Genomic DNA, 24645 nt, shown 5'->3' on the forward strand with positions numbered 1-24645 from the left:
AGGCGGGCCATGCATCTGATGACGTCGCGCTGGCCGCCGTTTGGCGGTACATCTTTTTGAAAAACGCTGGAAAAATTTGAAATGAGACTGAAGAACAAGATTGCCCTCATAACCGGCGGTGCGCGCGGCATCGGCCTCGGCTTCGCGCAAGCCTATGCGCGCGAAGGTGCCACCGTTGTGATTGCCGATATCGACATCGAGCGCGCGACGAGGGCGGCCGCCGCGATCGGTGCTTCGTCCCGCGCCGTTAAGCTCGACGTCACCGACCTCGAAGCGATCGACAAGACTGTGACCGCGGTCGACCGCGATTTCGGCGGCATCGACATTCTCGTCAACAATGCGGCCATCTTCGACATGGCGCCGATCACCGAGATCACCGAAGCGAGCTACGATCGCGTCTTCGCCATCAATCTCAAGGGGCCGCTGTTCATGATGAAGGCCGTGGCCAATGTGATGATTGCCCGCGGCCGCGGCGGCAAGATCATCAACATGGCGAGCCAGGCCGGCCGCCGCGGCGAGGCGCTGGTGACACTCTACTGCGCCTCCAAGGCAGCGATCATTTCGGCGACCCAGTCGGCGGCGCTCGCCCTGGTCAAGCACGGCATCAACGTCAACGCCATCGCGCCCGGCGTCGTCGACGGCGAGCATTGGGATGTCGTCGACGCCCACTTCGCCCGCTGGGAGGGCCTGAAGCCGGGCGAGAAGAAGGCAGCCGTGGCCAAATCCGTTCCCATCGGCCGCTTCGCGAACCCCGAGGACATCGCCGGGCTCGCCGTGTTTCTGGCCTCGTCCGACAGCGACTACATCCTGGCACAGACCTACAATGTCGACGGCGGCAACTGGATGAGCTGAGGCGCCGAGCCGCTTCGTCAAGGAGACTGAGATGAAGGCCATCCGATTTACCGCAGCGGGCGTTGCCGGCATGGCGGAGCTGGACCTGCCAAGGGTCAAGCCGGGACATGCACTGGTGCGGGTCCGCGCGGCCGGGCTTTGCCACACAGACATCGAGGTCCTGCATGGCCGATACGGGGAGGGCGCGTTTCCACTGGTCCCCGGTCATGAATATGCCGGCACGGTGGAGGCGGTCGCCGAGGATGTGACCACAGTCAAGCCGGGCGACCGGGTCGCCGTGGATCCCAACATCCCGTGCGGGCATTGCCCGGCCTGCAGCAAGGGCCTCACCAATCTGTGCGCCAGCCTGAAAGCCTATGGCGTCACCGCGGATGGCGGCTTCGCCGAGTACAGCCTGGTTGCCGTCGACCATTTGCACGGCATAGGCGATCTTGGTTTCGCCACCGCAGCCCTTGCCGAGCCGCTCGCCTGTGTGCTGAACGGCCTCGGCGCCGCCGGCATCGAGCAGCGCATGCCCGGCACCGCGCTGGTCTTCGGCGCCGGGCCGATCGGCCTGCTGCTTGCGCTGTCGCTGAAGGCGAGAGGGGTGGCAAAGGTTGCGGTTGCCGACATCAGCGAGCCCCGGCTTGCCTTCGCAGAAGCGCTCGGCCTGGAGCCGCTGATGTCCGGATCGCAGGCGCTGTCGGCACGGGCGCGGGGCTTCGATTTCGTCGCCGACGCCACCGGCGTCGCCAAGGTGGTCGAGGGCATGATCGGCTTCACCGCCGATGGCGGCACCGCGCTGGTTTTTGGCGTCTGCGCGCCCGATGCCAGGATCTCGGTCGCCCCGTTCGAAATTTTCCGCCGCCAGATCAAACTGGCGGGGTCGCATTCGCTGAATCGCAACATTCCGCAGGCGCTCGATATTCTCAAACACGACGACGGCACGATGGCGCGGCTGGTCAGCCACCAATTGCCGCTTTCCGAACTGCTGCCGTTTTTCGCCAAAGCCGGCGGCGACCCGGCGACGATGAAAGTACAGTTTTCCGCAGGCATTTGAGCGAGGATGCGCGGCACATCATGAACCGGCAAACTGGCTCTACCACGGGTGAAACCTTGCTGCTTTGCGCAAGATGGTGACTCACGTAGACAAGGAAGGTCGAACAGGGGGCCGGCAAATGGCAAAGACGATAAGGACGATGGAGGACTTCTCGGCCTTTGTCGGTCTGTCTCGCACGACGGTTTCCAAATATTTCAACGACCCCAGCTCGGTCAGGAAAAACACGCGCGGCACCATCGAGGCGGCGCTGAAGAAATCCGATTTTCGGCCGAGCATGTTCGCCGTCAATCTCAACCGCCGCCGCAGCAACATTTTGGGCGTCATCATTCCGAATTCGACCGATCCGTTCTACATGGCGCTGACGCGCCGCATCGAGCTGATCGCCAACGAAGCCGGTTTCCTGGCGTTTGTACTCTCCTCGGACGGACGCGCCGAGATGGAAGACCAGGCGATCCAGACATTCAAATCGATGAACATCGCCGGCGCCATCATCGCGCCGCTCGGCGTGCAGTCCCATCACCGCATCCTGGCCGAACTCGGGTCGAGCATCCCGTTGATCTATGTCGACTCGCCGCTCGACGAGACCTCGTCATTCGTCGGCACCGACAACAGGCAGAGCTTCAGGCTGATCGTCGACTATCTCTGCCGGTCCGGCGAGCCGCCCTGCTACTTCGCCATGCCGCTGGTCAACAACAACGCCTCGGCGCGGCAGGGCGCCTATGTCGAGGCCATGCAGCAGTTGAAGATGACGCCTGAAATCGTGGCCGTCGCCGACACACGGTCATGGGATTTCGAAAAGTTCGGCTTTGACGAAGCGCTTCGTATCCTGAAGTCACAAGGCTTTCCGACCAAAACGGTGCTTTGCGCCAACGACCGTGTCGCCTTCGGCGTCATCGCCGCCGCCTATCAGCTGGGCCTGAAGGTCGGCCACGGCGCGGACTGCGACCTCAGGGTTGCCGGACATGACGACCACCCCTTGTCGCGCTACGCCTGCCCACCGATCACGACAGTGGCGCAGAACTACAACGAGATCGGTCGCCTGGCCATCGAGCTGCTGCTGGAGCGGCTGTATGAAAAATCCTCAGCCAAACCAGCAAATGGTCGCATTCTGCTCAACGCGGAGCTGATGCTGCGCAGTTCGGCTTGAGGCGGGGAAGGCTAGCCGGCGGCCAGCTTGCTCCGAGCGCAATACGGGTGCGTGCCGACAGGGACGATCTCATAGCCGACGGCGATCAATTGGACCTTCAATTCCTCGAAATGCCGCTTTGAGCCGCTGACGATCGATTCAGGCGTGTAATCCCAGCCGTTGCGAGCAGCATTGGCCAGGATGTCGGCATAGGCACGCATGCTGGCAATTTTCACATCCGACTCCAGCAGCTGCCTGCATCCGCTTGCGATTGACGGCGACGGGGCGGCGGAAAAACCCAGGATCGCGCATGCCAGCACTATTGCAACAGGACGCATCGAAACCTCCCTTCGGCTGAACGCGGCTTGCAGCTGCGTGCGATGAGCTTGCATCGCGTTCACCTGAGGTGGCATCGGGCAGGTGCGGTATTCTGCCTCCTGCATTTGTAGTATTTTGCTGCCGTAGCAGTTGAAACCATGCCTATCCGATGGCACGGAACTTCTCGATGAACCGCATCGCGACGTCTTCACCGACCGAAGCGCTATCGGACCGCGAGCGCGCGGTGGCGGAGAGATTTGCCTCGGGCCTGACCTATCGCGAGATCGGCAAAGCGCTGTTTATCGCGCCTTCGACGGTCCGGACTCATCTCGCCGCGATTTACGAGAAGCTCGGCGTCAACAACAAGATCGCGCTTGCCTCGCACATCAATGGCGCCGCGCGCGCCGTGCTGTCACCTTTGCTCGGCGCCTCGCCGGTACTCGCCATATTCCCAATTGAATGCCTGAATGCCGAAGAGCGCTGGCGTCGCTTCGCCGACGGCCTATCGTCGGACATCAGCATCGATCTCGCGCGCTATGCCGATCTACCGGTCATCGCCTTCCACACCATGAAGTCGCTGGGCAGCAAGCCCGCCGACTTCGCCGCCGACGGCAAGGCGCTTGGCGCCACCTATATCGTCTCGGGCCAGCTGCGGGCGGATGACCGGCAGGTCCGACTGACGATCGAATTGGCTGACGCTCAGAACGGCGTCAGCCTGTGGAGCGATCGCTTCGATCGCCCGCTGGAGGACGTGTTCACTCTACAGGACAGCCTGACCGAAAGCGTCATCAACGTGCTGGCTGGATGTTGTGGGGCGATTGCTACCGTCGGCCGCAACGCCGTTCGCCGCAAGCCGCCCGCCAGCCTGCGCGCCTATGATCTCTATTTGCTTGGTGCCGAACAGCACAACACCTTCAGCCGTGCCGGCAATGCGGAGGCGATCCGCCTGTTCTCACGGGCGCTCGAACTCGATCCCACCTTGGTCAGGGGTTGGATCGAGCTCGCTTATGCCTATTCGATCCAGTCCTGCCACGGTCTCTGTGGCGATCTTAAGGGGGGTGTCGAGAGGTGGCGTGCGGCTGTCGAAAATGCGCTTCGGCTCGACCCGATGGATAGCACAGTCCAGACTTGCCTGGGCGACCTCATGGGATGCCTTGGCGATCTCGAGGCGGCGGAGCGCGCGTACCAGCGCGCCTTCGAATACGGTGCCAACCATGCCGACACGCTGGCGTTGCTGGCCGGCAGCAGGGCGCTGGTTGCCGGCGATCCAGCCGAGGCGATCCCGCTGATGGAACGCGCCATGCGCCTCAACCCGCTTGCGCCGTCCTGGTATTTCGGCATGCAGGGCCGCATCCTGTTCGCCGCCGGCAGGCATCGCGAGGCCATCGCATCGCTCCGGAGGGGCGCGCCGGATTCCCCCAACATACTGATGTTCCTGACGCTGGCGCACACGGCGGTCGGGGATGGCTCGGAGGCAGCTGTGTTTGCCGCTCGGCTCCGTGCAGAGTTTCCGGAGTTTTCAGTCGAGCGCTTCATCGCCGGCTACCCCGTCACCAACCCTGATGCCGCAGAGGCCATTCGTCAGGCCGCAAAGCTGGCAAAACTCGGATAGAGCCGCAAGAATCGGGTGGTGCGCGCCGGCGCAGTATGCAAACCCGGCCCTATTGCAGAAGAGGGTCTCCATGCTCACGCTTCATGATTATCTGCCGTCGCAAAACGGCTGGAAGGCCAGGGTCCTGCTCGGGCTGCTCAACATTCCCTACGAAAGCCGAATGGTCTCGATCTTCGAGGGCGAGAGCCACACCGACGCCTTCCTGAAGCTCAATCCGGCCGGTGCCGTCCCCGTGCTCGAACTCGACGACGGGCGCGCCATCGCTGAGTCCAATGCGATCCTGACCTATGTTGCCGAGGGGACGCCCTTGCTGCCGGCAGACTTCTATCGGCGCGCCAAAATCATGCAGTGGCTGTTCTTCGAACAGTATCATGTCGAGCCGGTCATCGGCTCGCTGCGCTACTGGACATTGACCGGAAGGCTCGAGCGCAACCAGGCAATAGTTGCCGGCAAGCGCGAAGCCGGCGTGCGCACGCTGGCCGCGCTGGAGCGCAGCCTCGCCGCCACTCCGTTCCTCGTCGGCAACGATCTGACCATCGCGGATATCGCCGTCTACGCCTACAGTCACCGGGCCGAAGATTGCGGTTTCTCTCTCGCGGACTACCCGATGCTCATGGCCTGGGTTGATCGCGTGCTGGAGACCATCGGTCCGGACTATCCGGTGCATCCCTACAGCATCGACCCGCATTCCGGCGGGTGAGCAGCCGGGCGCGCAAAGCGCCCGGTGCTAATATTGTCAGTGCTTGCTCTTGCCGGTTCCGGCGCTGCCCCCGATTGGAATGCGCCTGGATTTGGTCTGGGCACGCTGGGTCTTGGGCAACGTCACGGTGAGCACGCCATTGTGGAAGGCGGCGCGGACCTTGTCCTCCTCTACTTCGGTACCGAGCGGGATGCGTCGCTCGAAGCGGCCGTAGAAGCGCTCGGAGAACTGCTTGTCCTTGTCCTCTGTCTCGGCGCGCTTTTCGCCACGCAGCGTCAGCATGCCGTCATCGAGCATCACCTCAACATCCTTTTCCTCCATGCCCGGGATTTCGGCGGTCACGCGGATCTCGGTTTCGCCGTCGGAGATTTCCATGCTCGGCCAACTGGCGTTTGCGCCAAAAGCCCGGGCGAGCGACGGCAGCCGTGTGTCGAAGCCGCGCAACGCATCGTCGAACAGCCGGTTCATCTCGCGATGCAGCGTCATGAAAGGATCGCGCTCGCCTTCGCGATAGAAGTTCGGGGCCTGACTGCCTTCCCGGCCCCAGGGCATGAGATCACGAATAGCCATGTCATTGGTCTCCTTTTCTCGACTGGTTCACATCAGGCGATGCCGGCACCCCCCGCATCCGTGTGTTCAGCCTGGATCCGCAGACTCTCAAGTCGAACCGTGCCGCTGCTCCGGGCTCGAAGCCGGGCGGCCAAGGAGCCGACGCCCTGCGCCGGTTCCGTTCGGCAAACCGGCAAATGTCGATTTGGAGGTTGTCGGCGCGAAGTCAAGACCCAGATTCCATCCAGCGGCAGATTTGATCCCCGATGCCGTCTCCGGCTGGGTGCTCCACGGAGTTGGGCCGGCACCCTTGCGTCGGGCACGGAGGAGAACCATGACACGCAATGACATCATTTCGGTTCTGGGGCCTGTGGACGAGGCCATCATCGCCGACATCGCGTTGACCGGCGCCAGCCTCGAGGAATTGCGCGAGGCTTTCGCCTGGATCGGCGCCGACGAGGCTCTGGTCAATGAGGGCCATCCCTTGCCGGGCGCCAGGGTGGCGCGGCTGATCGAGATCCTCGACCCGCCGGAGGACGAGGACCAATCGGCGAGCGCGGCTCCTGGGTTCGAGTAGTACGGGAGCAGGCCAATAAGGGGTAGGGAGCAGGGGAGTAAGGTGGCGCGGAACCGCGCATACCTACCGCCCTATTCCTCTTTTCTACGCCCTCGACAGCAGCCTGCGCATGATCAGCGACGCGTGGCCTCCCACGCCATGCGCGGCCGCCCGCTTCTCGACCACCTGAAATCCGTGTTTGCGGTAGAAGGCGATGGCCCGGTCGTTGCCCTCGATCACTTCCAGCGCGATGCTCGCAATGCCCGCATGGGCAGCAAGCACCGCGTGCAGCATGTCGGCCGCCAAGCCGGTGCCGAATTCGCCGGAGTCGATGTGAAGCCGGTCGAGCATGACGTCGCCCTTGTCGTCCATCGCCGCCATCGCGTAGCCGGCGATCGAGCCGTCGAGCCGTTCCGCCACGAAGGACATCTTGTTGTCGTCGCGCAACTCCGCCGCCAGCCGCTCCGGCGCGTGCTTGTCATCCGACAGCCGCGCCGTGGTCTCGGCGCCCAGGATCGGCGAGTAGGTCCGGCGCCAGGATCCGCCCAGGAGTCGCGAGGCCGACGCTACATCCTGTTCGGTCATCGCCCTGATCTGCGTCATCGTCTGCTCCTGTTCCGGATTGTCTCGAAATTCACCGCCTCACGCGCTGCTTGCCGACAAGACGAAGGCCGGCGAAGACAAGGGGAGGGGCGAGGGCAGCCAGGCCCTCACCGATCGATCGTCGTCATGACGCGTTCGTTGTAACGCGGCCCGGCCACCTTGCCTGGCGCCAGCGCCATGTCGAGCCCCAGCATTTCTGTGGCATCAAGTTCGATCGCGACCGCCGCGATGTTTTCCTCGAGATAGGTTCTGCGTTTGGTGCCGGGGATCGGCACGATGTCGATGCCGAAATCGCCGCCCTTGTGTAGCAGCCAGGCGATCGCGATCTGCCCGGGCTTGACGCCCTTGGCCGTCGCAATGTCGCGCACCGTGGAGGCGGCCGCGACATTGGCATCGAAATTTTCGCCCTGATAGCGCGGGTCGCCGCGCCGGAAATCGCCCTCGGGATAGTCCTCGGCGCGCTTGACGTCGCCGGCGAGGAAACCGCGGCCGAGCGGCGCGAACGGCACCAGGCCGATGCCGAGTTGCTTGAGCAGCGGGATGATCTCGGGCTCCAGATTGCGCTCCCACAGCGAATATTCGCTCTGCACGGCCGACACCGGGTGCACGGCGTGCGCCCGGCCGATGTTGGCCGCACCTGCCTCCGACAGGCCGAAGAAGCGCACCTTGCCCTCGGCGACCAGTTGGCCGACCGCGCCGGCGACATCCTCCATCGGCACGTCGGGATCGACGCGGTGCTGGTAGAGGAGGTCGATATGGTCGGTGGCGAGCCGGCCGAGCGAAGCTTCTACCACCTCCCTGATATGTTGCGGCCGGCTGTCGCGCTTCGTGCCGGCCTGCTTGCCATTCTCGATGCGGAAACCGAATTTGGTGGCGATCGTCACCTGGTCGCGCCGGCCTTTCAGCGCCCGCCCGACCAGTTCCTCATTGATGAAGGGACCGTAGACCTCAGCCGTGTCGAGGAAGGTGCAACCGAGTTCGATGGCACGGTGCAGCGTGGCGATCGATTCCGCTTCGTCTGCCGGGCCATAGGACTGGCTCATGCCCATGCAGCCGAGGCCGATCAAGGAGACGTGCAGCCCCTGGCTGCCAAGTTTGCGAGTGCCGAGCGTCATTGGTGTGGTCTCCAGGTGAATTGAAAGGACAATATAGGGCGCGCGCTCAGTTTCCAAAGCCGCCAATCTGGAGGCCGCGCTGCCGTCTCCTTGACAAAGTCCGGCCGCGAGCGCCCTTTGCCGGCGGCCATTTGGGCTTTGGGGGTACCGATGAAGAAGATTTACAAGAAGCCGACGCTCGACAAGCGTCAGCTTCTCACCCGCATCACTGCGCTCGTGTTCTTGTCGGGCAGCGGAACATAATCGCTGCCATTGCAAAGCCCGCTGCCGAAAGGCGGCGGGCTTTTTCGCGCCGGCAGGTGAGCGGCCGCTTCGCCATCATTGATGTCCAACCCGGCCTGTTTGCAGCCATTTGATCCTGATCAAGGCGTGTTCGCGCCGGTGCACCTATCTGGTCAACTGTCTTGGGAAGGACGCAAGGCGGGCGGGTGGTCCGGGCCGAACTGAAAAGCTGAAAACAGCTCCGACGTGGACCACCCGCAACCTTCATTGCTTGCGCGTCAGATGTGCCCGACAGGGCGATGCGGGGCGGCGCGATTGCCGCGAAAATTGACAGAACAGCCGCTCTCGGCCATCCTAGATAGCCGCTTGTCCTGCGGCTGCATGTGTACGAGCAAGTCATGGCCAGTTCCGCCACCAGCCAGAATTCCAAGCGCGCCGCGGTGCGCAAGGCGCTCGACCGCCACAGGGTCTACATCACCGCGCAGAGCTTTTCCGGTGGCGCCTACTCGGCCCGCGTGCTGGTCGATGGCGAGGCGTACTGGGTCGACGAATTTCGGCTCAGCCAGTTGCAGGGCGGCCTGTCGCCCGCCGAGCTCGAGCTGACGCCGGCCACCGACGATTGAGCAGCCGCCGCATCCCGCCTAGCATGCGGACATGACCACCCCGCCGAAACTCAGGGCCTATCGCGCCAAGCGCGAATTCTCGAAGACGCCCGAACCGGCGGGTGGGCTGGCTGACGGCGACGGCAATCGTTTCGTCGTCCACAAGCACCACGCCACATCAGACCACTACGATTTGCGCCTGCAGGTGGGCGACGTCTTGAAGAGCTGGGCGGTGCCGCGCGGTCCATCGCTCAACCCGGCCGACAAAAGGCTGGCGGTTGAGACCGAGGACCATCCGCTCGAATATGTCGACTTCGAGGGCGTCATTCCCGAGGGCGAGTATGGCGGCGGGCCGATGATCGTCTGGGACACCGGCACCTGGGCGCCGATGGACGATGTCGACAAAAGCCTGCGCACCGGCGCCTTCAAGTTTCGCCTCGCTGGCGCAAAGCTGAATGGTGGCTGGATGCTGACGAGGTTGAAACCCAAGCCCGGCGAGGACCAGAACAAGAAGAACTGGCTGCTGTTCAAGGAGCGCGACCTCGCCGCCGACACCGCGCTGGACATCCTTGCCGCGCGGCCGGAAAGCGTCAAATCCGGATTGCGCATCGAGGAGCTGGTGGCGCCGCCGAAACCGCCTGGCAAGCCCGGCAAGCCCGTGGCGTTGAAGCCCGGCGCGTTGCCCGGCGCGGTCAAGGCGGGGGCGCCTGCTCGCATAGAGCCGCAGCTCGCCTCCCAGATCGCCAAGCCGCCGGGCGGCGACGACCCGGGGGACCGCACAGGCGAAGTCTGGCTGCACGAAATAAAATTCGACGGCTACCGTACCATGGCGCATGTCTGCGACGGGGAGGTGAAGCTGATCACCCGCGGCGGCATCGACTGGACCAAGCGCTATGGCGACCTGCCGCACGCCTTCGCCAAACTGCCGTGCCGCGATGCCTTCATCGACGGCGAGATCATGGTGCTCGACGCCAAGGGCATCAGTCGCTTTGCGCTGCTGCAGGACGCGCTGGCCGCAGGCGCCGGCAGCAAGCTGCACTTTTACGCCTTCGACCTGTTGCACCTCGACGGCTGGGACCTGAGAAAAGCGCCGCTCATCAGGCGCAAGGCGCTGCTGGCGCAACTGCTGTCCGGCCTCGGCGCCAACTCCGCCATCCAGTTCTCAGATCATGTCGAAGGCAGCGGGCAGGGGCTCTACGACCAGGCATCCGAGTTGGGGCTGGAAGGCGTCGTCTCCAAGCGGGCAACCGCGATCTACCAGAGCGGCCGCACCAGGAGCTGGACCAAGACCAAGGCTCTGCAGAAGGGCGACTTCGTCATTGCTGGCTACACCACCTCCGATGCGGCCGAAGGGCTGGCGGCGCTCGGCATGGCGGAATTCGAGGATGGTGAGTTGCATTATCGCGGCAAGGTCGGCACCGGCTTCGACGCTGCCACGTCAGGCGCGTTGCTCGCCCGGCTGCAGCCGCTGCGCGAAGGCGCGTCTGCGCCGGAGGGCGTGCCGCGCGAGATCATGCGCGAGATGAACTGGGTGCGGCCGCTACTGTCGGCGCGCATCCACTATGCCAACCGCACCGCCGACAATGCGCTGCGCCACGGCGTATTTCGCGGCTTGCGCGATGTCGGGCTGTCGACACCGGTCGCGCCAAAACGCAAGCGGCTGATCGCCGAGGCCGACCTTGCCACCATCTGGGTGACCAATCCGGAGCGGCGGCTGTTCGGCAAGACCGGACCGACCAAGCTCGATATCGCCGTCTACTACGCGCTGGTCGGCGATTTCATGCTGTCGCACATTCTGGGACGTCCGGTGTCGCTGGTGCGCTGCCCGACCGGCCTGCCAAAGGACTGTTTCTTCCAGCGCCATGCCTTCACCGGCATGCCGCCCTCGGTGGTGACATTTGAGGCAACCAATTCCGAGAACGAAACCAAATCCTACCTTTCTGTCGAAGGTGCCAAGGGTTATCTGGCGCTGGCGCAGTTCGGCGTCGTCGAGTTCCACACCTGGGGCACGCATCGCTTGAGCCTCGACAAGCCCGACCAGATCGTCTTCGACCTCGATCCGGGTGAGGGCATTGCCTGGCGCGAAGTGGTCGAGGCCGCGGTGCATATCCGCAGCGAGCTGGAAGCGCTTGGCCTGGTGCCGTTCGCCAAGACCTCCGGTGGCTCGGGCATCCACATCACGGTGCCGGTGACGCAAAAGCAGAACTGGAAGAAACTGCACCAGGCAACCAGCGCCATCTCCACGCGCCTGGCGGCAAGCGCGCCCGATACCTTCACCACCACCATGGGCAAGGACAACCGCAAGCGGCGCATCTTCATCGACTATCACCGCAATGCACGCGGCCACACCTCCGCCGCGCCCTATTCGCTGCGCGCCCGCACCAATCTGCCGGCCTCGACCCCGGTGAGTTGGAGCGATCTCGAATCCATCGATGCGCCACAGGATCTGAACTATTCCTCGCTGCCGGGATTGCTGGCGACGTCAGGCGATCCCTGGGCGGATATCGAGGATTTCGCCCGGGATTTGCCGGTGTTTGGGACCGCGCGGTAGATCATTCGTGATGGCGCGACCCTCTCACATTCGTCATCCTAGGGCGTAGCAAGGAGCGAAGCGACGCGGCGCAGACCCTAGGATCCATGCCGTGACGTTGACCCTAGAATGCCGCTCATCAGGATGGTTGGCGATCGTGCCATTCGTTATCGTGACCACATGACCGGCTACGTTTACATGACCGCGAGTCAGAAACGCGGCACAATCTACATCGGTGGTACCAACGACCTTGGCCGGCGCATGCCCGAACACAAGTCAGGCCAAGGCTCGCGCTTCACCAGTATCTACGGTGTGCAGCGACTGGTCTGGTACGAGGAATATTTCGACATCACCGACGCCATCCAGCGGGAGAAATCGCTGAAGCGCTGGCCGCGCCGATGGAAGATCGACCTGATCGAAAAGGCGAATCCAGACTGGTTCGAACTCTTTCGGGGAACTGGATGGTGAACTTTCCCCACCGTTGTAACGCTTACGCGTCCCGGCATGGATCCTAGGGTCTGCGCCGCGTCGCTTCGCTCCTTGCTTCGCCATAGCATGACGAAGGGAAGGACGGCCGCTTCCTCAACCTCCATCGACGCTTCCGACAATTTGAATTATTCTGCGCCGCCGGGCCTTCCGGCGACCCCGGCGCGTTCATGGAAGATTTCGCTAGGGATTTGCCGGTATTGTCGGCAGGCATGTAGGATTTCCGCAGCGCCGCACGTCCTTCGGACGAAAGACAGCTGCAGCAGTTTGCGTAGGAGAGAGTTTCATGGCGCCCAGGGCAAGTTGGAAAGGTTACCTCAAGCTCAGCCTCGTCAGCTGTCCGGTCCGGCTCTATCCGGCAACGACGACGAGCGAGCGCATCAGCTTCAACCAGCTGCACAAGAAGACCCATAACCGCATCAACATGAAGCCGGTCGATCCCGAACTCGGGCTGGTTGAGCGCTCGGACCTGGTCAAGGGCTACGAGTATGAGGACAAGCAGTACATCATCATCGATGATGCCGATCTCGACGCGGTGCGCATCGAATCCAACCACACGATGAACATCGAGGCCTTTGTCGACGAGGGTGAGGTCGATGTCATCTACCAGGACGCGCCCTACTATCTGGCGCCGGACGGCGCTATGGCGGAAGAGACCTTCGCCGTGCTGCGCGAGGCCATGCGCAAATCCGGCAAGCTGGCGATCGCCCGCCTCGTCTTGTCGAGCCGCGAACGCGTGGTGACCATCGGTGCGCGCGAAAACGGCATGTTCGTCTGCACCTTGAGGAACCCGAACGAAGTGCGTGGCACAGCTGAGTATTTCGGCAACATCCCGGCCGGCAAGCCGGAGGCCGAAATGCTGCAACTGGCCGAGGCGCTGATCAAGCAGAAGGAAACCACCTTCGATCCGAAGGACTATGAGGACCGCTATGAGATCGCACTGATGGCGATGATCCGCGAGAAGCTCAAAGGTCACAAGCCGATCATCGCGGCAGCACCCGAGCGGGGCAATGTCATCAACCTTATGGACGCGCTGAAGGCGAGCCTGTCGCAGGCGGCGAAGCCGCCGGCCAAGTCGAAGAGCAAGGCCGATGACGAGGCGAAGCCTGCCGCCAAGGCCAAGGCCGCGCCCAAGGAAAATCCGCTCAAGGCCAACCTGCTCAAGGCCGTCGGCAAGAGCAAAGGGTGACGGCGCCCACCGGTATAGTCACACCCGGTGCCGTCTTCGGCACCATTGGCGCGCTGGCGGCGTTTCCGCTGCGGCTGGCCGCGCGCGAGGTCGAGCGCCAGCACGGCCAGTTGCGGCGCGGCGTCACCCGGCGCACCTCTCATGTTGTCTTCGGCCGCAATTTCCTGGCCAAGGCCGGCGATGCCGAGATAGCGCGCCGCGTAGCCGCCGAGCGCGCCGCCGGGCGCACGCTTCTCAGCGAGAACGGGTTCCTGCGCCTGCTCGGGCTGATCAAGGCGCCGGAGGCGTCGGCGCTCTCGCGGCAATCTCTCATCGATCAGTCGCGGCTCGCCGCGGATGATCTCGACCTGTTGTCGCTATTCGACGCCTTCGAGCATGACAGCGAACCGTACTCCTTCCGCGACCTGATCCTCGCCCGCAAATATGCGGGGCTCACCGCCGGCGGCGCCTCATGGGGCGCTATCGCCCGCTCCGTGCACCGCTCCGGTCCGGTCGCCTCGCTGACCGCCAAGTCGCTCAATGTCGGATCGCAGCATGGGCGCGCCGACGCGATCTACCTCGAAGGCGGCCAGAGCGAGATCGACGGGCAATTGCTGTTCGATCTGGGCGCTGCCGATGACGACGCGCTGGAAGATTTGTTTGCCTCGGCGGAGGCGGCGGAAGAGCAGGGCGATCACGATCAGGCCGCGACGCTCTACCAGCGCTGCCTGGCCATCGACCCGAGCGACGCCATCGCCGCCTTCAACCGCGCCAATTGCCTGCGCGCCGGCGGCCACGTGGCGGAGGCCGCGCACGACTACGCCCGCGCCATAAAACTCGACCCCGCCTTCGTCGAAGCCTGGTTCAACCTTGCCGGGCTGATGAGCGACGAGGGCAAGATGGCTTCCGCCCGCCGGCATTTGCAAAAGGCCATCGCGCTCGACAAGACCTATGCCGATCCGGTGTTCAACCTCGCAAGGCTGGAATTCGACGCCGGCAATCTGCCCGAGGCCCGCCGCCACTGGGTGCGCTACCTCGAACTCGACGGCGACTCCGAATGGGCGCGCATGGCGGCCAAGGGGATACAGTTCGTCGATTTGCAGGCGACGCGGACGGCGGGGTAGCGATGGTTGGCGAAGGCCGGAATGACAGCCAATCTCCTCCCTTGTGGGGGAGATGTCCGGCAGGACAGAGGGGGGCGCTGTTCCGCCGACAGATCGGCCCATTTCAAAGCGTCTCGTCCCGAAGAGATTTGAGCGAAGGCCGGTGTTCCTTCGCGCCCCCCTCTGCCCTGCCGGGCATCTCCCCCACGAGGGGGGAGATCGGCAGCGTCACCGTCGCGCGAAAGGTCTCCCCATGACCACCTTCCTCTTTGACGGCCACGACACCGCCCCGGTCACCATTCTGCTCGCCCATGGCGCCGGCGCCTCGATGGACTCTCCCTCGATGACCGCCACCGCGAAGGCGCTCGCCGCTTCCGGCTTCCAGGTCGCGCGCTTCGAATTCCACTACATGGCCGCCCGCCGCTACGGCCACCGCAAGCCGCCGCCACGGGCCGAGACGGTGAACCCGGAATACATCAAGGCGATCACCGACCTCAGGGGCAGGGGCGTGAGCGGCCCGCTGATCATCGGCGGCAAGTCGATGGGTGGGCGTGTCGCTTCGATGGTCGCCGACGAGATGTTTGCCAAGGGCGAAATCGCCGGCCTGATCTGTCTCGGCTATCCCTTCCATCCGCCGGCAAAGCCCGAGCAGCTCCGGACTAAACATCTCGCCGACCTCAAGACGCCGACCTTAATCTTCCAGGGCACGCGCGACGAGTTCGGTACCAGGGAAGAGGTTGCGACCTATGATCTTTCCGATGCCATCGAGGTGATCTGGTTGGAGGATGGCGACCACGATCTGAAGCCGCGCAAGGCGCTCTCCGGCTTTTCCACCGCCGATCATCTGAAGACACTGGCCGAGGCGGTGAAAGCCAAGCTGGCGCGGCCATCGGCTTCGTCATCCTAGGGCGGAGCAAGGAGCGAAGCGACGCGGGCAGACCCGAGGATGACGAAGTGAAAGGCGTATCCGGCAAATGAAGATCGCCAGCTTCAACATCAACAACATCAACAGCCGCCTGCAAAATCTGCTGGCATGGCTGGCGGTGGCCAAGCCCGACATCGTCTGCCTGCAGGAACTCAAGGCACGCGATACGCAGTTTCCGCGCTCAGCCCTTGCCGCCGCCGGTTATGGCGCGGTGTGGAAGGGCGAGCCGACCTGGAACGGTGTCGCCATACTCGCGCGCGGTTCGGAACCCGTTCTGACCCGCGATTTCCTGCCCGGCGACGAGGCCGACAAACAAAGCCGCTACATCGAGGCAGCGGTCAGCGGCCTTGTCGTCGCTTGCCTCTATGCGCCGAACGGCAACCCGCAGCCCGGCCCGAAATTCCAGTACAAGCTGGCCTGGCATGAGCGGCTGGAAGCGCATGCCGGGCAGCTGTTTGACACCGGCCTGCCGGTGGTGCTGGCCGGCGACTACAACATCGTGCCCGAGCCGCGCGACATCTATGCCACCCGCTCCTATGACGACAACGCGCTGGTGCAGCCGGAGAGCCGGGCATCCTTCGCTCGTCTGCTTGAGCAGGGCTGGCTTGATGCGCTGCGCAAGAAGCATCCGAAGGAGACGCTCTACACATTCTGGGATTATCGCCGCAACCGCTGGCCGCGCGACGCCGGCCTGCGGCTCGACCACATCCTGCTGTCGAAGAAGCTGGCGCGCCGCCTCACTGCCGCCGGCATCGATCGCGATGTTCGCGGGCAAGACGGTGCCAGCGACCACGCGCCGGTGTGGGTGGAGTTGAAGTAGGCCAGCGCGCACGTGATCTCGACCACTTTCGCGCGCGGCATTTTGCGATACATGTTCGCTGGTAGCTCCGGCTGGGCTGCATGATGAGCGAAGTGCCGAGGGGGGAAGCCCGATGAACAGGGACAGGCTGCTTGCGGTTCTCCTGCTGGCGATCGGCGTCGCCAGTTTGGCCATGGCGCGTCTGGCGCAGCACGATGCGGGCATGTCCTTCGCATCAGTGCGTCTCGTGGTGTTTCTGGTGGCGGGTGCTGCCTGCCTGATCGGCGCGCTGTTGTTCCTGGCCGGCCTATTGCCGGGCCGCCCGAACCACCAGGCCGGAGCGCCGCTGTTTGGCCGAGGGGCCGAGCTGCAAAACCCCGGCAGACCAGGCCTGCGGCGGGCCTTCCTAATTCTGCCGGCGATCACCGTGCTGGCGCTGCTGGTCAACGCGGTCGGCCCGTGGCTGGCCCATCGCGCCGGCTCGGGCGAGGTGGCCGCCCCCAGCGAACCCAAGCCCAATGAACCCAAGGATGTCGCCAGCGCTCCGCCGGCGCCGGAACCGGTGACACCGCCGGCTCCCCCAACTTCGCCGCCGGTCGCTGCCCCGGCGCCGCCGCCAGCCGCCCCGCCGCCCGACCTAGCCGCGCCACCGCCCGAACTGGCGGCCAAACCGCCGGAGCCGGTGCCGGCTCAGCCGGCGCCATTGCCTGCCCAGCCACCTGCGGCACCCGCAGTGCCGGCGCCGCCACCGGAGGTCGCGCTTGCCCCTCCCGCCTCACCGCCTGAGCCTGCTCTGCCAGCAACCGTTGCGCCGCTGCCTCCTGCTCCGCCACCGCTGCCGACGCAACCCGAAGGCCACCGCGATGCCGTCGTCTGGCTGGCGGTGGCGCCTGATGGGCACTCGATCATGAGCGCCAGCACCGACCACTTGATCAAGCTGTGGGACATGGACGGCAAGCGGCTGATCCGCAACCTCGGCGTCCACAAGGACATGGCGCGCACAGCACTGTTCATGCCCGACGGAAAGCAGGCGCTGACCGCGGGCGACGATGGCGAGATCGTGTTACGCCAGCTTTCGGATGGGGCGGTGCTGCACGTCTTTTCCTCTGGGGCGAATGGCGGCGTCAGGAACCTGGCGATCAGCCCGGACGGCAAGCTGGCCGTCAGCGGTCACGACACTGGCACCGTCATCGTCTGGGATATCGACAAGGGCAATGTGCTGCATGTGCTGCCGGGCCACGACTGGTCGGTCAGCGCCGTCGCCGTCTCGCCCGACGGCACGCACGCCATCTCCGGCAGCATCGACGGCGAGTTGAAGCTCTGGGACATCGTTTCAGGCAAGCAGTTGCGCAGCTGGCACGGCCATGAGCAAGGCACCTATGGCGCCGTCTTCACCGCCGACGGCCACCATGTGGTGACCGGCAGCGGCGACTACACGATCAAGCTTTGGGATCTCGACACCTTCAGGGAAGTCCGCCGCTTCGAGGGCCATTCCGGTACCGTCTACGAAATCGCGCTATCCCCCGACGGCAAGCGCCTGGCTTCGGTCTCACTCGACGGCACGGCGCGGCTCTGGAACATGGGCACCGGCGCCGAGATCGCCGAGTTTGATCCCGGCACCGGGCCGCTTTATTCGGTCGCTTTCGCCGCTGACGGCACGCTGCTCACCGGCGGCTACGACCGCACCATCAGGGACTGGCCGGGGGCGGGCGGCGACGGCGTGGTGCTGTTTGCGGGAGCGCCGGAGTAGTGCGACATTCAATGCAGCGGATATTTCAGAGCAATGCGGCTTGCGCTAAGGATTACTGGTGGCTGCAAATGGATCGCCAACTTGAGCAACAATGACTGGCCACTTGAAGCCGATACAGCTGTTTTCAGTCCGCCCGCGCCGCGTCGTCGAAAGGTCCTCACCGTCGTCCTGGTGTTGCTGGCGGGCTTCGTGCTGCTTGGGCCTGTCCGAAATTACTATCTGCAGTGGTCAGCCATAAGGAAGTTTCAGGCGGCTTTCCTGGCCAAGGATTATCGGGAGCAATTCCATCAGACCTCTCTGCTTGCCGAGATGGGAAATGCTGACGCACAGTGCGGTCTAGGAGCGATGTACTGGAATGGCGCTGGAATCGCTCAGAATGACAAGCTGGCGATCTACTGGTGGGGCAAGGCGGTCGAGCAAGGAAATGGCGATGCGGCAGCTTGGCTCAGCCAAGCCTATTCTCGCGGCAAAGGGGTCGAAAGAAACGATCAACTGGCGTTGAAGTTTGCCAGGCAGTCAGCCGACAAGAGCAACGCCAATGGTCAGTACGCCGTCGGCGCCCTGTATGCGCAGGGCCAAGGCGTTACACAAAGCTACGAGCAAGCTCTCTACTGGTGGCGTAAGGCGGCTGACCAGGGAAACGCGGAGGCGGCTTTCGTCGTCGGTCGTGCCTACTATCTCGGCCAAGGCGTCAAGAAGGACGATCAACTCGCCGTGATGTGGGTGCGAAAGGCGGTCGACAAGGGTGAGCCGAATGCCCAGACTCTGCTGGGCACTCTGTATTCGCTTGGCCACGGTGTCGGTCAGGATGACCGTCTGGCCTTCGAATGGTGGATGAAGGCAGCAACCGCCGGCCTGCCCGATGCGCAATACGCCGTGGCAAACGCGTATGAGTTGGGAAAGGGCATCGGCAAGGACGCCACCCAGTCGGTCGCCTGGTTGGTCAAGGCGGCGGAACAGGGCAGTGTCCCGGCGCAATCTGCGCTGGCCTACGCATACGCAACGGGCAGAGGCGTCGCCCAGAGTGATGCCGAGTCGGCGTCCTGGTTGCTAAAAGCGGCGAGCCAGGGAGATGCCAATGCCCAGGGGAACCTGGGCGTCTCATACTGGACAGGCGCTGGCCTGACCCAGAGTGACGCGAATGCCGTTTCGTGGTGGCTCAAGGCTGCAAAGCAGGGGAATGTTTCGGCCGAGCTGTATTTGGCTGCTGCCTATGCGCAGGGCAGAGGGATAGCCAAGGATAACAAATCCGCCGAATTCTGGTTGCTGGAGGCAGCCAAGGCGGGAAATGTCGAAGCAGAACTCAACCTTGGCAAGCTCTACTACACCGGGATCAGAGGCGAGCCGAATTATCCGGAAGCCATCAAGTGGTTTTCCACGGCGGCGGGACACGGAAACGCCGAGGCCAGGACCTTTCTCGAACTGATGAAGGAAAAAGGCCAGTTCGATAGCAAGACGCTGTGAGCTGAGTGCTCAGGCAACGCTGGCGAAATCGGCGAAGCTTCCTCTTGCGTGAGAGATGCCCGGCAGGGCAGAGGTGACGGAACGCCAAGTGAGCCGTCCCATGCCCGACCTCCATCTCGTCGAAGCCTCGATCGCCGATCTGCGCCAGGCCCTGGACGACGGTACCGTCACCAGCGTCGAGTTGGTCGGCGCATATCTGCGGCGCATCGCGCACTACGACCGCCATGGCATCGCCCTCAATGCTGTGCCCGTACTCAACCCCAAAATGTTTGAGGAGGCCGCCGCCTCCGACCAGCGCCGCAGGAACGGCACGACGCTCGGCCCGCTCGACGGCGTCCCCTACACCGCCAAGGACAGCTACAAGGTGGCAGGCCTGACGGTGGCCGCAGGGTCGCCGGCCTTCGAACATCTCGTCGCCAATGAGGACGCCTTCACCATCGGGCGACTACGCGCCGGCGGCGCGGTGCTGATCGGGCTCACCAACATGCCGCCGATGGCCAATGGCGGCATGCAGCGCGGCGTCTATGGCCGCGCCGAAAGCCCCTACAATGCCAAGTATCTGACCGCTGCGTTTGCCTCGGGTTCGTCCAATGGTTCGGGCACGGCAACGGCGGCAAGCTTCGCCGCCTTCGGGTTGGGCGAGGAGACATGGTCGTCGGGCCGGGCGCCGGCTTCGAACAACGCGCTGGTCGCCTACACGCCGTCGCGCGGCGTCATTTCCGTGCGCGGCAACTGGCCCCTGGTGCCGACGATGGACGTCGTCGTGCCGCATACGCGCAGCGTGCCGGACATGCTGGAACTGCTCGACGTGATCGTCGCCGACGATGCCGAGACGAGAGGCGATTTCTGGCGCGTACAGCCATGGGTGACGCTGCCAAAGAGCTCGACTGTCCGGCCGCCACGCTACGCCGATCTGAAGCTGGAGGGCGCGCTCAACGGCGTCCGGCTCGGCGTGCCCCGCATGTATATCGGTAAGGATACAGAGGTGACCACGCCCATCGAGGCTCGCGCCTCGGTGCTGGCCCTCTGGCAGCAGGCGGCGCGGGATCTCGAGCGGCTGGGCGCCACCGTGGTCGAGGTCGATTTTCCCGTCGTCTCCAATTACGAGCGCGACCGGCCGGGCACAAAGACCATGGTCGAGCGCGGGCTTGTTCCCCAGGAGTTTGCCGAGCGCGAGATCTGGGACCTTTGCGTCTGGGGATGGGACGATTTCCTGCGCGCCAATGCCGATCCGAAAATTCCCGATCTGGCATCGGTCGATGGTCCGAAGATTTTCCCGCAGCCGCCAGGAACATTGCCGGACCGCTATGGCGACGATGGTTTCGACCTGGCGGACTATGTCGAACGGGCGAAGCTCGCCGTCACGCCCTTCGTGGATATCCCCACAATGGAAGCGGGCCTGAAAGGGTTGGAAGCGACGCGGCGGGCCGACTTCGAGGACTGGCTGGATGCGCAAGGGCTGGATGCCGTGGTGCTGCCCGCCGTGGCCGATGTCGGTCCGGCCGATGCCGATGTCGACGAGGCCGCCGCCGCCCTTGCCTGGCGCAACGGCACCTGGGTCGCCAACGGCAATCTGGTGTGGCGCCATCTCGGCATTCCCACGGTCACCGTGCCGATGGGCACGATGGCCGACATCGGCATGCCGGTCGGCCTGACCTTCGCCGGCAAGGCCTATGACGATGTGAGGCTGCTGCGCCTGGCCGGCGATTTCGAGCGTGCCACCCGCCGCCGCACGAGCCCGCCGCGCACGCTGGAATTGCCGGATGATGTTTTTCTTGGCCGGCCGAGCTCCAGCCAGTCCGGAGAGGCGCCACCGCTCTCTCTCATGCTTGCCGCCGAGGCGCGCCATTCAGATGGAGTTGACGAGATCGTTGTCACGCTCGACGTGCAAGGCGACGCCAAAACCCCCGGCCTGGCGGCTGCCAGCGTGAAAGTCCATGTCAACGGCGAGCCTGTCGCCATGCAGCGGACTGGCGCCTGCTTCACCGGACGTGCCCTCATTCCGGCCGTCGAGCATCGAGGGATCCACAGCGTCTGGCGCGGCGCCTACGGCTCGATCGTCACCGCCATCGTGCGGCTGCCGAATGGCGGCACCGCCGGTGCCTATGCGATCACCGGCGGCATCGGGTGAGGCGCGGCAGGAGGATAGCTGCTAACCCGCTATCATCGTGGAGAAACTTAATCGCCGGATAACTGCCCGCGCGATACGGTATGTGGATGAATGTATGGACGAACTACTGGGTTGGCCTTTGCTGGGCTGCTGGCAGCGTCTATTTCGTGACGCTCGACTATCGTGCTAAGAAAGGCGCCGGAAAACAGTGGCTTTCCAAGGATTGGCCTTGGATATTGTTTATCTACTTTGTTGTCGGAGGCGGCTTCGCGGTCGTTGGATACACACCGATTCTTATATACCGTTTCTCTGAAACACTCATTGGCTTATACAATCATCCGCCAACGCTGAATATGTTGTTGGGATTTATTCCAGTTGGTCTTGCAGCAATTCCCTTCATTGAAATCATGAAGGTCGTCGGCCGCGCAATCGATCGAAAAGACGAAGAGCGGCAGAGCAGGTCGCCAATGGCAACCGTTTCATTTTTTGCTTTCGTGGTCTCGTTGTCCATCCTTGCTGTCATCATTCTCGGCACGGGGTACTACTTCAGTTTCCGTCTTCTGCACATCTTCTGAGCGCCTCACGGCCGGAAGTGCCAGCATGCCCGCCGCGCATCCTTGACCCTCCTGCCACTCACGCTATGTTCGCGCCTATGTCAGAATCCAGGCCTGCGGCCACCGCCCCGCTCATCGTCATCGACCTCCAGACCGGCATGTTCGACGGAGTCGCCGAGCCGCCGATCCATGATGCTGCGGGCATCGCCAGCCGCGTGCGGGCGGTGATGGAATGGGCGCGGCGCGGCGGGCGCAAGGTCGCTTTCGTCAGGCATGACGGGCCGGCCGGCGATCCGCTGGCGCCCGGCGCGCCGGGCTGGCCGGTTTGGCCGGAACTTGGCCAGGCCGAAGACGAGCCGACCTTTTCCAAGAGCGTGGGCAACGCCTTCAGCAATGCCGCACTTGGCGAATGGGTGGCGGGGCAGAGCGCCGGTGAGGTCGTGCTCGTCGGCGCGCAGAGCGACTTTTGCGTCGCGGCCACGGTCAAGGGCGCCTTTGCCCACGGGCTTGGCGTGACCGTCGTGTCCGACGCCCACAGCACGCTGGACAGCCCTAGCGAAACGGCCGCGCAGATCATCGCCCGCCACAATGCCGAATTCGCCAAGGCCGGCGTGACGCTGGTGACGACAAATTCCTTGACCGGCGTTTAATCCTCGCTCTGGGGTGCCCGCCGTGATGTCGGTGCCTCATGCAAAATAACACCGTGCTGATCACCGGAGCCCGGGCGCCGGTGGCGCTGCACCTGGCGCGGTTGCTTCACGGTGCCGGGCGGCGGGTGATCCTGGCCGACAGTCCGGCTCGGCCGATCGCAGCGGCGAGCACGGCATGCGCGCTCTATCGCCGTTTGCCGCCGCCGCGTTTTGCTCCCGATGCCTATGCCGAGGCAGTGGAAGCGCTTGTTCGCGCCGACGGCGTCGATCTCGTCATCCCGACTTGCGAGGAGGTTTTCTATCTCGGCCAACTCTGGCGTGACCGCGCCATGCCGGCCCGCCTGTTTGCGCCTGACATGGACCTGCTCGCCCGGGTCCACGACAAGCACGCTTTCATCCGGCTGGCTGAGAGCCTCGGTATCGCCGTGCCGGAAACCACGCTGCTGCAGTCGGACGCGGATCTGCAGGCCGTGCGCGGCCGGTCGCGCGAGCTGGTGTTCAAGCCGGTCTGGTCGCGTTTTGCCAGTCATGTCCTACTGCGTCCGTCACCTGAAGAACTCGACACGATCAGCCCTTCGCCTGAAATGCCGTGGGTGGCGCAGCGCTTCGTCGCCGGCGAGGAGATCAGCGCCTATGCGGTGGCCCGCAACGGCGAGCTCAAGGCGCTGGCGCTCTATCGTTCGCTCTATCGCGCCGGCAAGGGCGCCGGCATCTGCTTCGAGCGCGTCGAGGATGCCGCCGCGCGGCGCTTCGTCGAAACCTTCGTCGCCGGTACCGGCTGGACCGGCCAGATCTCCTTCGACCTGATGCGCGAACAGGACGGCCAGGTGTTGCCGCTGGAGTGCAATCCGCGCGCCGTCAGCGGCCTGCATTTCTTTCGCGATCCGCAGCGCTTCACGGATGCCGTGTTCGAAGGCGGCGACGAGGTGAAGCCTGATGTCACCGTACCGCAGACGGTGCGGCTGGCCATGTGGGTGTTTGGATTGCCGGCAGCCTTGCGATCCGGGCAGATCGCACGGTTCGGTCAGGCGATGCGCGCTGCCGACGAGCTGCTCGACTGGCCCGGCGATCCCGCGCCGAAGCGGGCGCAGTGGCGTGCGCTGGCCGAGATCGCCGGCACGGCGCGGCGTGAGCAAATAAGCCTGCAGGCCGCGTCGACGCGGGATATCGAGTGGAACGGGCCGCTTCAGCACCAGCAAGCTTGATTCAAGGTGCCGCGACGGGATCAACCGGCTTCGCGTAAAGCTGCAGGCCCAGCGCCTTCGTCACTCCCAGCAGCGTGCTGAGTCGCGGATCGCCCTTTTCGCTCAGTGCCTTGTAAAGCGCCTCCCGGGTCACACCGGCGTCCTTTGCGACGCTTGTCATGCCGCGAGCGCGCGCGACGATGCCAAGGGCGTGCGCGATATAAGTTGCATCTCCGGTTTCGAACGCGTCAGCGAGCAGTTCGGCTTGAGACTCGGCGTCATCAAGATATTCGGCGGCATCGAACAGTGTGGTTTTGAGGGTCATATCAAACTTCCTTTGCCATTTGCCTGGCTTTTCCGATGTCCCTATCCTGCGAGCCTTTGTCGCCTCCGCAGAGCAGGATGATGACCGTCTTGCCGCGCCGGACGAAGTACACGCGGTATCCCGGCCCGTAGTCTACGCGAAGCTCTCCTATGCCGTCGAAGAACTTGGCGTCTCCCAGCAATCCCGCCTGAACGCGGGCAATCCGTTGAGCGATCTTCTTTGCGGCGCGAATGTCAGCGAGGCCTCTGAGCCATTTCCGGAATTCATCGGTCAGCCGGACTTCCATCATCCGTGAACTATAAT

The 24645-nt window shown here is 64.1% G+C and carries 25 protein-coding genes; 19 read left to right on the top strand and 6 right to left on the bottom strand.

Translation table 11 applies throughout. The annotated features are described in order from the left end of the window. Nucleotides 1–81 precede the first annotated feature (81 nt). From AC1DVW_RS03310 to AC1DVW_RS03320, 3 genes are all read left to right on the top strand, one after another. On the top strand, nt 82–852 hold the full coding sequence (locus AC1DVW_RS03310; protein WP_477321111.1) for an L-iditol 2-dehydrogenase: 771 nt from the start codon (nt 82–84) through the stop codon (nt 850–852). Nucleotides 853–883: 31 nt separating this feature from the next. Beyond that, nucleotides 884–1891 (top strand): zinc-dependent alcohol dehydrogenase family protein, encoded by a 1008-nt coding sequence (locus AC1DVW_RS03315; RefSeq protein ID WP_477321113.1) that lies wholly within the window; start codon nt 884–886, stop codon nt 1889–1891. A 139-nt stretch (nt 1892–2030) separates the two neighbouring features. After that, nucleotides 2031–3038, top strand: a complete 1008-nt coding sequence (locus AC1DVW_RS03320; protein WP_477321592.1) for a LacI family DNA-binding transcriptional regulator — start codon at nt 2031–2033, stop codon at nt 3036–3038. An 11-nt stretch (nt 3039–3049) separates the two neighbouring features. Here the strand turns inward: AC1DVW_RS03320 and AC1DVW_RS03325 are convergent, their stop codons facing one another. Continuing rightward, nucleotides 3050–3460 (bottom strand): hypothetical protein, encoded by a 411-nt coding sequence (locus tag AC1DVW_RS03325; RefSeq protein WP_477242335.1) that lies wholly within the window; start codon nt 3458–3460, stop codon nt 3050–3052. Between the two features lie 62 nt (nt 3461–3522). On the opposite strand from AC1DVW_RS03325, the gene AC1DVW_RS03330 reads away from it, so the two are divergent. Beyond that, nucleotides 3523–4947 (top strand): LuxR C-terminal-related transcriptional regulator, encoded by a 1425-nt coding sequence (locus tag AC1DVW_RS03330; protein ID WP_477321115.1) that lies wholly within the window; start codon nt 3523–3525, stop codon nt 4945–4947. Between the two features lie 70 nt (nt 4948–5017). After that, nucleotides 5018–5647, top strand: coding sequence for a glutathione S-transferase family protein (locus AC1DVW_RS03335; protein WP_477321117.1), 630 nt, complete (start codon nt 5018–5020; stop codon nt 5645–5647). 36 nt (nt 5648–5683) lie between these two features. Here the strand turns inward: AC1DVW_RS03335 and AC1DVW_RS03340 are convergent, their stop codons facing one another. Next, the gene (locus AC1DVW_RS03340; protein ID WP_477321119.1) at nt 5684–6217 is read right to left on the bottom strand and encodes an Hsp20/alpha crystallin family protein; all 534 of its coding nucleotides are present in this window, start codon (nt 6215–6217) and stop codon (nt 5684–5686) included. 313 nt (nt 6218–6530) lie between these two features. Between AC1DVW_RS03340 and AC1DVW_RS03345 the strand changes: the two genes are divergently transcribed. After that, nucleotides 6531–6773 carry a hypothetical protein gene (locus tag AC1DVW_RS03345; protein ID WP_477321121.1) on the top strand — a complete coding sequence of 81 codons (243 nt, stop codon included), beginning with the start codon at nt 6531–6533 and terminating at the stop codon, nt 6771–6773. Between the two features lie 84 nt (nt 6774–6857). Here AC1DVW_RS03345 and AC1DVW_RS03350 read toward each other — a convergent pair whose 3' ends face one another. Then, complete coding sequence (locus AC1DVW_RS03350) at nt 6858–7355, bottom strand: GNAT family N-acetyltransferase (RefSeq protein WP_477321123.1); 498 nt, start codon at nt 7353–7355, stop codon at nt 6858–6860. Between the two features lie 107 nt (nt 7356–7462). Further along, nucleotides 7463–8470 carry an aldo/keto reductase gene (locus AC1DVW_RS03355; RefSeq protein ID WP_477321125.1) on the bottom strand — a complete coding sequence of 336 codons (1008 nt, stop codon included), beginning with the start codon at nt 8468–8470 and terminating at the stop codon, nt 7463–7465. 620 nt (nt 8471–9090) lie between these two features. Between AC1DVW_RS03355 and AC1DVW_RS03360 the strand changes: the two genes are divergently transcribed. The 13 genes from AC1DVW_RS03360 to AC1DVW_RS03420 all read left to right on the top strand — a co-directional run bounded on the left by AC1DVW_RS03360 (nt 9091) and on the right by AC1DVW_RS03420 (nt 24038). Continuing rightward, nucleotides 9091–9315: a hypothetical protein gene (locus tag AC1DVW_RS03360; protein WP_477273895.1), complete on the top strand. Its 225-nt coding sequence runs from the start codon at nt 9091–9093 to the stop codon at nt 9313–9315. Between the two features lie 31 nt (nt 9316–9346). Next, nucleotides 9347–11845 carry a DNA ligase D gene (ligD, locus tag AC1DVW_RS03365; RefSeq protein ID WP_477321127.1) on the top strand — a complete coding sequence of 833 codons (2499 nt, stop codon included), beginning with the start codon at nt 9347–9349 and terminating at the stop codon, nt 11843–11845. A gap of 159 nt (nt 11846–12004) precedes the next feature. After that, nucleotides 12005–12292 (top strand): GIY-YIG nuclease family protein, encoded by a 288-nt coding sequence (locus AC1DVW_RS03370; RefSeq protein ID WP_477243098.1) that lies wholly within the window; start codon nt 12005–12007, stop codon nt 12290–12292. Between the two features lie 304 nt (nt 12293–12596). After that, a complete protein-coding gene (ku, locus tag AC1DVW_RS03375) occupies nt 12597–13499 on the top strand; it encodes a non-homologous end joining protein Ku (RefSeq protein ID WP_477242353.1) in 903 nt (300 codons plus the stop codon). After that, nucleotides 13496–14602, top strand: a complete 1107-nt coding sequence (locus AC1DVW_RS03380) for a tetratricopeptide repeat protein (RefSeq protein WP_477321129.1) — start codon at nt 13496–13498, stop codon at nt 14600–14602. The genes ku and AC1DVW_RS03380 overlap by 4 nt, the downstream gene beginning before the upstream one ends. A gap of 232 nt (nt 14603–14834) precedes the next feature. Next, entirely contained in the window at nt 14835–15488 is a 654-nt protein-coding gene (locus AC1DVW_RS03385; protein WP_477321131.1) for an alpha/beta hydrolase family protein, read from the top strand. Nucleotides 15489–15555: 67 nt separating this feature from the next. Continuing rightward, nucleotides 15556–16326 (top strand): exodeoxyribonuclease III, encoded by a 771-nt coding sequence (xth, locus tag AC1DVW_RS03390; RefSeq protein WP_477321133.1) that lies wholly within the window; start codon nt 15556–15558, stop codon nt 16324–16326. Between the two features lie 112 nt (nt 16327–16438). Continuing rightward, nucleotides 16439–18055, top strand: coding sequence for a WD40 repeat domain-containing protein (locus AC1DVW_RS03395; protein WP_477321135.1), 1617 nt, complete (start codon nt 16439–16441; stop codon nt 18053–18055). 81 nt (nt 18056–18136) lie between these two features. Beyond that, nucleotides 18137–19519 carry an SEL1-like repeat protein gene (locus tag AC1DVW_RS03400; RefSeq protein ID WP_477321137.1) on the top strand — a complete coding sequence of 461 codons (1383 nt, stop codon included), beginning with the start codon at nt 18137–18139 and terminating at the stop codon, nt 19517–19519. A 100-nt stretch (nt 19520–19619) separates the two neighbouring features. Then, nucleotides 19620–21650: an amidase gene (locus AC1DVW_RS03405; protein ID WP_477321594.1), complete on the top strand. Its 2031-nt coding sequence runs from the start codon at nt 19620–19622 to the stop codon at nt 21648–21650. Nucleotides 21651–21736: 86 nt separating this feature from the next. Further along, nucleotides 21737–22204, top strand: a complete 468-nt coding sequence (locus tag AC1DVW_RS03410; RefSeq protein ID WP_477321139.1) for a hypothetical protein — start codon at nt 21737–21739, stop codon at nt 22202–22204. Nucleotides 22205–22281: 77 nt separating this feature from the next. Beyond that, nucleotides 22282–22833, top strand: a complete 552-nt coding sequence (locus tag AC1DVW_RS03415) for an isochorismatase family protein (RefSeq protein WP_477321141.1) — start codon at nt 22282–22284, stop codon at nt 22831–22833. 38 nt (nt 22834–22871) lie between these two features. Further along, nucleotides 22872–24038, top strand: coding sequence for an ATP-grasp domain-containing protein (locus AC1DVW_RS03420; RefSeq protein ID WP_477321143.1), 1167 nt, complete (start codon nt 22872–22874; stop codon nt 24036–24038). Nucleotide 24039: 1 nt separating this feature from the next. Here AC1DVW_RS03420 and AC1DVW_RS03425 read toward each other — a convergent pair whose 3' ends face one another. Next, complete coding sequence (locus tag AC1DVW_RS03425) at nt 24040–24342, bottom strand: addiction module antidote protein (RefSeq protein ID WP_477242371.1); 303 nt, start codon at nt 24340–24342, stop codon at nt 24040–24042. Nucleotide 24343: 1 nt separating this feature from the next. Next, nucleotides 24344–24631 (bottom strand): type II toxin-antitoxin system RelE/ParE family toxin, encoded by a 288-nt coding sequence (locus AC1DVW_RS03430; protein ID WP_477321145.1) that lies wholly within the window; start codon nt 24629–24631, stop codon nt 24344–24346. Nucleotides 24632–24645: the final 14 nt, after the last annotated feature.

It is taken from the genome of Mesorhizobium sp. P3_B5, from assembly GCF_056402815.1.